The organism is Streptomyces sp. S3(2020) (assembly GCF_013044505.1).
GTDB lineage: Bacteria > Actinomycetota > Actinomycetes > Streptomycetales > Streptomycetaceae > Streptomyces.
In genome coordinates, this window is record NZ_JABERD010000115.1 from 21,075 (window position 1) to 31,640 (window position 10,566).

General features: G+C 72.8%; 10 protein-coding genes. 7 read left to right on the plus strand and 3 right to left on the minus strand.

Annotated elements, in window-relative coordinates; genetic code table 11:
- Positions 1–3 precede the first annotated feature (3 nt).
- Positions 4–1,509, minus strand: coding sequence for an IucA/IucC family protein (locus tag HLK59_RS30430; protein WP_346779847.1), 1,506 nt, complete (start codon positions 1,507–1,509; stop codon positions 4–6).
- Positions 1,510–1,657: 148 nt separating this feature from the next.
- Here HLK59_RS30430 and HLK59_RS30435 point away from each other — a divergent pair, with 148 nt between their 5' ends.
- From HLK59_RS30435 to HLK59_RS30445, 3 genes are read left to right on the plus strand one after another with little or no spacing between them, the layout of a single operon-like run.
- The gene (locus HLK59_RS30435; protein ID WP_171144760.1) at positions 1,658–3,172 is read left to right on the plus strand and encodes an IucA/IucC family siderophore biosynthesis protein; all 1,515 of its coding nucleotides are present in this window, start codon (positions 1,658–1,660) and stop codon (positions 3,170–3,172) included.
- Positions 3,173–3,188: 16 nt separating this feature from the next.
- On the plus strand, positions 3,189–4,463 hold the full coding sequence (locus HLK59_RS30440) for a VWA domain-containing protein (protein ID WP_171144761.1): 1,275 nt from the start codon (positions 3,189–3,191) through the stop codon (positions 4,461–4,463).
- Positions 4,463–5,266 (plus strand): hypothetical protein, encoded by an 804-nt coding sequence (locus HLK59_RS30445; protein ID WP_171144762.1) that lies wholly within the window; start codon positions 4,463–4,465, stop codon positions 5,264–5,266. Before HLK59_RS30440 ends, HLK59_RS30445 begins: the two co-directional genes overlap by 1 nt.
- Positions 5,267–5,296: 30 nt before the next feature.
- Here the strand turns inward: HLK59_RS30445 and HLK59_RS30450 are convergent, their stop codons facing one another.
- Entirely contained in the window at positions 5,297–5,941 is a 645-nt protein-coding gene (locus HLK59_RS30450; protein WP_171144763.1) for a helix-turn-helix domain-containing protein, read from the minus strand.
- Between the two features lie 87 nt (positions 5,942–6,028).
- Between HLK59_RS30450 and HLK59_RS30455 the strand changes: the two genes are divergently transcribed.
- The 3 genes from HLK59_RS30455 to HLK59_RS30465 all read left to right on the plus strand — a co-directional run bounded on the left by HLK59_RS30455 (position 6,029) and on the right by HLK59_RS30465 (position 8,710).
- Complete coding sequence (locus tag HLK59_RS30455) at positions 6,029–7,237, plus strand: pyridoxal phosphate-dependent aminotransferase (RefSeq protein WP_171144764.1); 1,209 nt, start codon at positions 6,029–6,031, stop codon at positions 7,235–7,237.
- Between the two features lie 184 nt (positions 7,238–7,421).
- Positions 7,422–8,021, plus strand: coding sequence for a histidine phosphatase family protein (locus HLK59_RS30460; RefSeq protein WP_171144765.1), 600 nt, complete (start codon positions 7,422–7,424; stop codon positions 8,019–8,021).
- 47 nt (positions 8,022–8,068) lie between these two features.
- Positions 8,069–8,710: a hypothetical protein gene (locus HLK59_RS30465; protein WP_171144766.1), complete on the plus strand. Its 642-nt coding sequence runs from the start codon at positions 8,069–8,071 to the stop codon at positions 8,708–8,710.
- A gap of 92 nt (positions 8,711–8,802) precedes the next feature.
- Here HLK59_RS30465 and HLK59_RS30470 read toward each other — a convergent pair whose 3' ends face one another.
- Positions 8,803–9,204 carry a helix-turn-helix domain-containing protein gene (locus tag HLK59_RS30470; RefSeq protein WP_171144767.1) on the minus strand — a complete coding sequence of 134 codons (402 nt, stop codon included), beginning with the start codon at positions 9,202–9,204 and terminating at the stop codon, positions 8,803–8,805.
- Positions 9,205–9,296: 92 nt separating this feature from the next.
- Between HLK59_RS30470 and HLK59_RS30475 the strand changes: the two genes are divergently transcribed.
- The coding region (locus tag HLK59_RS30475; RefSeq protein WP_171144768.1) for an MFS transporter at positions 9,297–10,566 on the plus strand (1,270 nt) is incomplete at its 3' end.

Below are 10,566 nucleotides of genomic sequence, written 5' to 3' on the forward strand. Positions count from 1 at the left end.
AATTCAGATCATGTCGCCGGCCAGCGGATTAAGAAGGGGCAGGTAGCGGGCGTCCGCGCCGTCGGCGCCGGTCCAGCGCAGCAGCAGGTTGGTCTTGCCGGGGAGGGTGGGTGAGGTGAGCAGGGCCCGGACCTCGGGGAGGTCGTGGCGGGCCAGTTCGCGGCGGACGGCGGGCCAGGGGTCGAGACCGGGCCGGCGCTCGGCGAGGACGGCGGCGACCTCGCACAGGTGGTTGACGACCAGCGTGTAGACCAGCCGCTCCCACCCGGCCGCCCGGTCCACGTCCGACAGCAGCTTCACGCCCTCGGCGTCCCGGAACAGCGCCTGTACGGGCATTCCGTCGGCGTCGACGGCGACCAGCGTGTTCTGGAGATGCGCTTCGAGTACGACGCCGTGGTCGGCGAAGGCCGCGAGGGCGGGCGGTACGACGGCGCGCAGGTACGCCTCCCACCAGTCCGCGCCGCCGGACGGGCCGCCCTCGAAGCCCTCCACGAGGCCCGCGGCGAGCAGCGGGGTGGCACCGGCCCTGACGTGGCCGTGGAAGCCGTCGCGGACGAGGACCGCCAGCTCCTCGAAGGCGAAGTCGGCGGTGCGGTAGCCGCGGTCCGACAGCCACGCCGCCGGTCCCCCGGCGAACGCCCGGGCGGCGGCCGTGTCGGTCGTGCGGAGTCTCAGCAGGTCGTGGCGCCACAGCCGGCGGATGTCGTTGGTGATGCGCACGTCCAGGCTGAACTTCAGGAACAGGTCGCGCTCGGGGGCGTACAGGGTGCGGATCGCGGCCGTGGGCCAGGCGTCGAAGCCGGTGGTGCCGAGGCGGACGAGACGGCCGTCGGCGAAGGCGTCCGCGAGGTCGACCAGGTCGAGCTGCCAGGGGTGGGCGGGCAGCAGCCGGTAGCCGGGCGGGGCCGTGCCGAGCGTGTCCAGGGCCGCGGTGTCGCCCTCGTCCACGACCGTGTCCTCGCGTACGCCGAGCAGCGTCAGCGGGAATCTGGCGTGCGCCTCGGGTGCGTAGGGCAGCCATCCGGCGACCGGTCCGCCGCCGCGCGCCTTGGGGGCGGGGTGGTACGGGTGGCCGGTGAGGAGGGACTGCTCGGAGAGCAGGTACGGGTCCGTGGGCGGTGTGGCACGCGCGCGTGCGGCGAGGATCGCGGCCACCGCGTCCCGGCTGTCGATCATCTCCGCGGGGAGTTCGGGGTTGGACAGGCCGGTGTGGTGGACCAGTTCCCCGGCGACGAGCTTGACGAGTTCGGGATGGCGCACCGGCTGCCAGCCGCCGTCGGTGGACACCTCGGGGCGGGTGGGCCGGCGTTCCCCGCGCACGCGCAGCAGTGTGCCCCCGGGCAGCCGGTACACCCGGAGCTCACCGGCATCGCCGGGGTGTGGGAGGGGCTCGGCCACCTCCCGCAGCAGGCAGTTGAGGAGGGGCGCCGCCGCGTAGGCGTCGGCGCGGGCCGTGACGTCGTCGCGCGGGGCGGCGTTGTCGTCGGCGGGCGGGGGGAAGGGATCCACGCGTTCCACTCGTTCTCTGGCGGTCCGTTCGGGCGGGGACGATCAGTATGGAGGTCGTCCCGATCTGTCGTGACACCCCATTACCTGTCGTGACACCCCCTTCGTCCTGTCTGTCGTGACATCCCCTTCGTACCCGAGGAGCCCGACCGTGCACCGTCCCCCCTCCGCAGAGGCCGAGGTCGCCGGTGAGCTGGCCGCCGTCCGTCCCGGTCTCGTGCCGCGGTACTCGGCCGAACTGCCCGGTGCCCGCGCGGCCGTGCTGACGCGCCTGTGGCGGGCGCTGACCCATGAGCCCCTGCCGTGGCTCACGGGCCGCGCGGCGGGCCGGGAGGGGCTGACACTGCGGCTGGCGGACGGTCGCCGGCTGCACGGCCCGCGTCCTGACCCGTACGCCACCGCCGCGTACGTCACCGAGGTACGGCTCGACGACCTGGCCTACGACGATCCGGCGCGGCTGATGACCGACCTGGCCGTACCCCACGCTACGGACTTCGCCGCCGAACTCGGCCACAGCGTCGCCTCCTTGGCGCTGTCACGGGCCGGGCAGGAGGACACCTCGAACGAGTGGCCCGGGACCGACCGGGAGTGGGAGCAGCGGGTGGTCGACGGGCATCCGTACCACCCCAACTGCCGTTCCCGGCCCGGCTTCTCGGTGGCCGAGCAGCTGGCGTACGGCCCCGAGCACCGGCCGCTCGTCGAGCTGAGCCTGATGCCGGTCAGGGCGGACGAGTGCCTGGTGACCGGCGAATGGCCCCACGGGATGCGGGACGGGGCGCGGCTGTGGATCCCGGTGCATCCCTGGCAGGCCGCCCATGTGCTGAAGCGGGCGGGTGAGGAGGGGCCGGCCGCGCATCCGCTGATGTCCCTGCGCACGCTGGCCCTGGCCGACGGCGGGACGCATGTGAAGACGGCGCTGAGCGCGCGGCTGACCTCCTCGGTGCGGGACATCTCCGTGTACTCGATCGGCCTGTCGGCGACCCTGTCGGCGTTCGCGGAGACGCTCACCGCGCACACGGACGGTCTGCTGCACTTCACCCGCACCCTGGGCGCCGCGACGGCCGACTCCCCGGACCTGGCCGCCGTGTTGCGCGAATCACCGCAGGTGTACGCCGGGAGCGGCGAGCGGGTCGTGCCGGTGGCCGCCCTCGCCACCACCGGTCTGCCCGGATCCCCGGTCTGGCTGGCGGACTTCGCGCGTCTCGCCCTCACGGTGGGGCTGCGGCTGCTGGAGCTGGGCGTGGCCCTGGAGGCACACGGCCAGAACCTGCTGGTGGTGCTGTCCCCGACGGGCGCCCCGCTGCGGCTGGTCTATCGCGACCTCGCCGACATCCGGGTCAGCCCGGCACGGCTGACCCGACACGGGCTCCCGGTACCGGAGTTGACGGGCCGGATCGTCACGGACGACGAAACGGCCCTGCGGCGCAAGCTGTTCGGGGCGCTGGTCGCCGGGGCCCTGGCGGGGACGGCCGGTTCGGGTGCGGCGCTGGGCGCGGCGCTGGAGACCGTCGCGGGAGATCTGCCCAGCACTCCGGATCTGCCGGCGCTCCTCGAAAACCCGGTGCCCGCGAAGGCGTTGACGCTGATGAGGCTGTCACCGGGCACGCCGGGGGACCAGTGGGCCCGGCTGCCGAATCCGGCCCGTTTTGGAGCGCGGCACTCCTGATCAATAGGATCCGCCGATGATCACACGTAAACGGCTGGCGGCAGGAGTGTGCGCCCTGCTCGCCGCCCTCACGGCCGGGATCGCCCTCCCGACCGGGGCGGCCGCCGGCGAACCCACGGGCGGGACCGCTCCCCAGGTCGACCTCGTCCTCGACGTGAGCGGCTCCATGCGGACGGCGGACATCGACGGCGGCACCCGGATGGCCGCGGCGAAGCAGGCCTTCAACGAGGTGCTGGACGCGACGCCCGAGGAGGTCCAGCTCGGCATCCGGACCCTCGGCGCCAACTACCCCGGCGACAACCAGAAGACGGGCTGCAAGGACACCGCGCAGCTCTATCCGGTCAGCACGCTGGACCGCACCGAGGCCAAGACACAGGTGGCGACCCTCTCCCCCACCGGCTGGACGCCGATCGGCCCGGCGCTGCTGAAGGCCGCCGACGACTTCACCGACAGCGCCTCCTCCAAGCGGATCGTCCTGATCAGCGACGGCGAGGACACCTGCGCCCCGCTGGACCCGTGCGAGGTGGCCCGCGAGATCGCCGCCAAGGGCATCGGTCTGACCATCGACACGCTGGGCCTGGTCCCGAACACGAAGATGCGGCAGCAGCTGAGCTGCATCGCGGAGGCGACGGGCGGTACGTACACCTCGGTGGAGCACACCGAGGAACTCACCGACAAGGTCAACCAGTTGGTGGACCGGGCGGCCGACCCGGTGGTGACGCCGGTGGCCACCGAGGGCGCCGCCGAGTGCGCGAAGGCGCCGACGCTCAAGTCCGGGCTCTACACGGACCGTGAGGAGTTCGGGCAGGAGCGCTGGTACCGGGTCGAGGTGTTCAACGGACAGGAGCTGCGTGCCTCGGTGAGTGTGGCGGCCGACCGGGCCGTGAACCCCGACTACGGGACGCTGCTGCGGGCCGTCACCGTGCACGGCCGGGAGATCGTGCGCGGCGAGGCCGCAGGCAACGGGCGCACGGACGTCATCTCCACCGGGCTGCGCTATCCGAAGCCCGAGCGGGACGACGACGACAGCGACAAGCCGGCCCCCGAGATCGTCTGCCTCCAGGTCACCAACTCGTTCTCGGCGGCCTCCGGCGTGAAGACCACGCCCGGTCTGCCGCTCGAACTGACCGTGGACGTGGTGGACGCGCCGTCGTCGTCGAGCGACGTGGCCTCCTTCGGTCTCGGTCGCGGCTGGTGGCTGCTCGGCGTACTGATCCTCACCGGCTTCCTGGCCGGTGTCGTCTGGGGCTGGCTGTCGCGCTGGCGGGTCGCGGTCTGGAGGACCAACTGATGCGGATCACACGTGTGCTGGGCGCCGCGGCGCTCATGCTCGGCCTGGCCGTCTCCCCCGCGGCGGCCGACTCCTCGCCGTCGCCCTCGGCCTCCGCGGACGGCGACGCGCCCACCTCGGCCGGTACGTCGTTCCGTACGGCGACCGAGATCGAGCAGGGGCAGCAGGCCACGGCGAGCGGCTCCACCGGCGACTACCAGTACTGGTCGTTCCCCGCGGACGCCGGGCAGCGCCCCACCGTGAAGGCGACGGTGAAGCTGCCGAAGACGCATGCCGCGCAGACCTGGCAGGTCGACGTGTACGACGGACTGCGCCGCCGCCAGGCCTGCCAGTACGGCGCGCAGAGCCGCACCGCCGCGGCGGACGCGGCCTCCGTGGAGCTGGCCTGCGTGCTGCGCACGGTCCGCGCCTGGTCGGAGCCGTGGGCGAACGACCCGCTGCCGGGGACGTACTACGTGCGGCTGACGGCCGTCGGCCTCGCCGCGTCCGACCTCGGCCAGCCGGTCGACACCTCGGTCCAGGTCGACTCCAAGGACATCGGCGGCGCGGCGGCGGTGGACGGCTCCCTGGCCGAACCGCTGGTGCCGGGCATCGCGGTCACGTCCGCGTCCGACGAGGAGACCTCGGAGTCGTCGGCGGTGCTGTCCGCCATCGAGCCCGAGGACGGCTGGTCCTCGGGCTGGTGGTCGGATCGCTGGGTGTGGACCGTGGTGGGCGGTGTGCTGGCCGCGCTCGCGGGGGTCGGCGGATACGCCCTGACGCGCGGGGCGGGACGGCCGCGGCAGGTGCCTCCGGGCGCATGACGTGACATCCCGCCGAGGGCCCGCTGCGACTCAGCAGTGGGCCCTCAGCGCTTTCGCCAGGGTCCCCTCGCCGGTGACCTCGACGCGGCCGTCCCGGATCGCGTCCGGCAGCCTCAGCTCCCCGCGGCCGATCGCCGTACAGGTCGCGGTGTCCAGGACGAGCCGCGCGTCGGGCTCCCCGGGCGCGGGTCCGTCGCCGTAGACCGGCCCGTCCTCGGCGCCGACGTTCAGGTGGAAGTGGCCTTCCTCCAGCCGGACCTCGACGAGTCCCTCGTCTTCCGCCCCCTCGTCCCGCAGGGCTCGCAGCAGCGGCAGCGCGAACCAGTGCGCCCGCACCGCGTCGGTGGGCCGCAGCTCCCCGAGTTCGGCCTCTCCCCACGCGCCCAGCGCCTGCAACACGGGCAGCAACTCCCGTCCCCGCCCGGTGAGTTCGTAGACGTTCGCCGCGCCGGGCGGCGGCAGCCTGCGCCGCGTGGCCAGTCCGTCGCGCTCCATGTCCTTCAGCCGCGAGGCGAGTACGTCCGTGCTGACGCCCGGCAGGTCCGCGTGCAGGTCCGAGTAGCGGCGCGGCCCCGCGAGCAGCTCGCGGACGATCAGCAGGGTCCAGCGGTCGCCGACCGTGTCGAGCGCCCGCGCGGCGGAGCAGTACTGGTCGTAGCTTCGGCGAGGTGACATGCGACGCAGTCTAGACAAGTCGTTGGACTTTCCAAGCGGCTACTTGGTAAAACCAAGCAACACCAGAAACCGGAGAGGCAGCAGCGCATGGAGTTCCGGCAGTCCAGCAAGCTCAGCGAGGTCTGTTACGAGATCCGCGGCCCGGTGATCGAGCACGCCAACGCGCTGGAGGAGGCGGGGCACAGCGTGCTGCGCCTCAACACCGGCAACCCGGCACTCTTCGGTTTCGAGGCGCCGGAGGAGATCGTCCAGGACATGATCCGGATGCTCCCGCAGGCGCACGGCTACACGGACTCCAAGGGCGTCCTCTCCGCCCGCCGGGCCGTCGCGCAGCGCTACCAGACCCTGGGCCTGGAGGTCGACGTCGACGACGTCTTCCTCGGCAACGGCGTCTCCGAGCTGATCTCGATGGCCGTGCAGGCGCTGATCGAGGACGGCGACGAAGTCCTCATCCCCGCCCCGGACTTCCCGCTGTGGACGGCGGTCACGACCCTCGCCGGCGGCAAGGCGGTCCACTACCTGTGCGACGAACAGGCCGACTGGAACCCCGACCTGGCCGACATGGAGTCGAAGATCACGGACCGCACCCGGGCCGTCGTGATCATCAACCCCAACAACCCCACCGGCGCCGTCTACCCGAAGGAGATCGTCGAGGGCATCCTCGACCTCGCCCGCCGGCACGGCCTGATGGTCTTCGCCGACGAGATCTACGACCAGATCCTCTACGACGACGCCGTGCACCACTCGGCCGCCGCCCTCGCCCCCGACCTGGTCGTGCTGACCTTCTGCGGCCTGTCGAAGACGTACCGCGTGGCCGGCTTCCGCTCGGGCTGGCTGGTGATCACGGGCCCCAAGCAGCACGCCAAGGACTACCTGGAGGGCCTGACCATGCTGGCCTCCATGCGGCTGTGCGCCAACGCCCCCGCCCAGTACGCCATCCAGGCCGCGCTCGGCGGCCGCCAGTCCATCCGCGAGCTGACCGTGCCGGGCGGGCGGCTGTACGAACAGCGCGACGTGGCCTGGCGGAAGCTCAACGAGATCCCCGGGGTGTCGTGCGTGAAGCCGAAGGGCTCGCTGTACGCGTTCCCACGGCTCGACCCCAAGGTGTACAAGATCCACGACGACGAGAAGTTCGTCCTGGACCTGCTGCTGCGGGAGAAGATCCAGGTCGTCCAGGGCACCGGCTTCAACTGGCCCGCCCCCGACCACTTCCGCATCCTGACGCTCCCTCACGCCGACGACCTGGAGGCGGCGATCGGCCGGATCGGCCGGTTCCTCAGCGGCTACCGGCAGTAGGAACGCCGGGGACGGATCTGGTCGCCGGGCGGTCGGGGCACTTCGGGCTCGGGTTCGGGTATCCGGCCAGGCCGTACCCGTTCCTCGGGGAGAGCGCGGGAACGGCCGTCTGGCCGAGTCCGCCGTGCGGGCCGCCCGCGCCGCGTGACACCGTGCCGACAGGCAGGCGCGGCAGGAGGACGGCGTGGGTGACCTGTTTCTCGTCCGGCACGGTGAGACCGAGTGGTCGCGGTCCGGACGGCACACCGGATGGACGGACGTACCGCTGACCGAGCACGGGCGGGCGGAGGCGCGCGGCCTGGTGCCGCTGATCCGCTCGCACCGGATCGGCGCGGCCTTCGTCAGCCCGCTCCAGCGGGCACGGGAGACGGCACAGCTCATCGGGGTGCCCGACGCCCGGGTCGACGTCGACCTGCGGGAGTGGGACTACGGCGGCTACGAGGGGATCACCACGGTCGAGATCCAGCGCACCCGCCCGGACTGGTTCCTGTTCTCGGACGGGGTCGCGCCGGGGCCGCCGGACCATCCCGGGGAGACCCCGGAACAGGTCGGCGCACGGGCCGACCGGGTCCTGGCCAAGGTCGACGCAGCCCTCGCCAACACGGAGGGCGTGGTGCTGCTGGTCGCCCACGGACACTTCCTGCGGGTGCTCACCGCGCGGCGGCTGGGGCTGCCCGCGTCGCGTGGGGCGCTGTTCCAGCTGGCGACGGGGACGCTGTGCCGGCTGGGCACGGAGCACGGGCGGCCGGTGATCGCCGGGTGGAATGTCAGACCCGGGTCATAACCTTCCAGCAGATGGGGTGAGCGCCCCGCCCCGGGAAGGAGCACGCCGTGACACGACCGCCGACCGCCGCGCAGCGGCGTGTGATCGACGCCGCCGATCCCGTCACGGGCCGGATCCGGGGTACGGAGGCACAGCTCGCGGCACTGGTGAGGCACGGGCTCGCCTTCCGGCACCCGCGGCCGCCGCACGACCACTTCCTGACCCCGGCCGGGCATCGGATACGGGAGGCGGACCCCGCGGCATCGGCTCCGCCGCCGCCCGAGCCCGAGGCGCCCTCGGCCGCCGGGGTGTTCGCCGCGCGCATCGGCGGGGAGGAGGATCCGCCGGCCGCCGGTCCGGCTCGGGTGCGTGAGGTGCACAGCGCCTGGCAGGGGCTCCTGGAACTGCGCCGGATGACGAACCCGGACGGGGCCACGGACCGCCCGTGCGGCTGGGAGCGGACCCACCTGGTGCAGGCCGCCGCGCTCGCCCTGGAGGCGGCCGGGCACCGACCGGCGACCGGAGAGGACCGCGAGGGGTACCGGGTGCGTGTGACCCCGCAGCCCGAGGCCGTCGCCGTGCGCGAACCGGACGCCGCCGCGCTCGGGGCCTGCGCCCGGACGCTGGAGGGAGCGGGCTGGCAGGTCGGCGAGTACACGGAGCCACGGACCAGGGCCCGCTATCTGCTGGCCTCCCCGCGACGGGTGTGAAGCGCACCTGCCGGCCGCCAGGAGCGGGGCACCCACGGCAGCCGTGCCGCCCGGACCGTAGGCAGGCCTACCGGACCGCACCGTAGGCAGGCCTACGCGTCGACCAGTTCCGGCCGGTGCTCGGTGTCGTAGGCGGCCCTCGACTCGGCGATGTAGACCCTGTTGCGCTCGGCCCAGTCGGTCAGGCGTTGCAGGGTCTCGTGCAACTCTTGGGCCGCCGGGGTGAGTTCGTACTCGACCTTGGGCGGGACCGTCGCGTGGACGGTACGGGTCACGAGTCCGTCGCGCTCCAGGTTGCGCAGCGTCAGGGTCAGCATGCGGCGGCTGATGCCCTCGATGCTGCGCTCCAACTCGGTGAAGCGGATGGGTCCGTGGGCCGCGGCCACCAGGATCTGGACGCTCCATTTGCCGGAGACCCTGTCAAGAACTTCCCGGACGGGGCAGGCGTGCGCGTTCACTTCCTGGACGGTAACACCGGTGTTCCTCTGGGACATCGAACTGCCTCCTTACGACCGGCCCCCATGGTCACCCACGATGAACCCCGTTACAAGTCGTGCACCAAGGGAAGACCGGAGGCAGCGCCGCCATGACGGCCATCATCGAGTCCCGTGACCGGACACCGCGCCGAACACAGCGAACGTACTCCCGCTGGACGTCCCTCGCCGTCCTGTGCGCCGGGACGCTGATGACGATCCTGGACGGCAACATCGTCACGGTCGCCATGCCGGCGATCCAGAGCGACCTCGGCTTCTCGGCCCCGGGTCTGGCCTGGGTCGTCAACGCCTATCTCATCGCCTTCGGCGGGCTGTTGCTGCTCGCCGGCCGGCTCGGTGATCTCGTGGGCCGCAAGCGGATGTTCACGGCGGGGCTCGCCGTGTTCACCGCGGCGTCCGTGCTGTGCGGGGTGGCGACCGGCCAGGGGGTGCTGGTCGCGGCCCGCGCCCTCCAGGGTGTGGGCGGGGCGATGACCTCGGCCGTGGTCCTCGGCATGCTGGTCGCCCTGTTCCCCGAGCCCCGCGAACAGGCCCGCGCCATCGCGGTGTTCAGCGCGGTCGGCGCCGGGGGCGCTTCGCTCGGCACCTTCCTGGGCGGGGCACTGACCGAGGTCCTGAACTGGCACTGGATCTTCCTGATCAACCTCCCCATCGGCGTCGTCGCCCTGCTGGCGGCGTCCCGTGTCCTGGCCCCGGACAGCGGGGAGGGGCTCCGCGAGGGAGCCGACTACCCCGGCGCGACGCTGGTCACGGGCGCCCTGATGCTCACGGTGTACGTCATCGTCGGCGCCGGTGACCGCGGCCCGACCGCCACGCTCCTGCTGTCCGTCCTCGCCGTCGCGCTCTTCGTGGCGTTCGCCGTCCGTCAGGCGCGGACCGCCCGTCCGCTGCTGCGGCTGCGGCTGTTCCGCTCCCGGGTGCTGAGCGGTGCGAACGCCGTGCAGATCCTGATGATCGCCACGATGTACGGCTTCCAGTTCATCGCCGCGCTCTATCTCCAACGCGTCCTCGGCTACGGCGAGTTGGCCACCGGCACCGCGTTCCTGCCGGCGCCGATCGTGATCGGGACGCTGATGCTCGGGCTGTCGGCGCGGACCATCGGGCGGTTCGGCGCGTACCGGGTGCTGCTCGCCGGGCTCGTCCTCATCGTGGCCGGCATGGCCCTGCTGAGCCGGGCGCCCGTCGACGGCTCGTACGCCACCGACGTACTCCCGTCGCTGCTCCTGCTCGGCGCCGGGTTCGCCGCGGCGATGCCCGCCCTGACAGGGCTGGCCATGTCGGGGGCTCGGGAGGAGGACGCGGGGCTGGCGTCGGGGCTGTTCAACACCACGCAGGTGGTGGGGGGTTCGCTGGGGCTGGCGG

What these genes read in the sequence shown, in the direction of transcription:
- HLK59_RS30440 (WP_171144761.1), top strand. Translation starts at nt 3,189, where the DNA reads ATGATCACACGTAAACGGCTGGCGGCAGGAGTGTGCGCCCTGCTCGCC.
- HLK59_RS30445 (WP_171144762.1), top strand. Translation starts at nt 4,463, where the DNA reads ATGCGGATCACACGTGTGCTGGGCGCCGCGGCGCTCATGCTCGGCCTG.
- HLK59_RS30450 (WP_171144763.1), bottom strand. Translation starts at nt 5,941, where the DNA reads ATGTCACCTCGCCGAAGCTACGACCAGTACTGCTCCGCCGCGCGGGCG.
- HLK59_RS30455 (WP_171144764.1), top strand. Translation starts at nt 6,029, where the DNA reads ATGGAGTTCCGGCAGTCCAGCAAGCTCAGCGAGGTCTGTTACGAGATC.
- HLK59_RS30470 (WP_171144767.1), bottom strand. Translation starts at nt 9,204, where the DNA reads ATGTCCCAGAGGAACACCGGTGTTACCGTCCAGGAAGTGAACGCGCAC.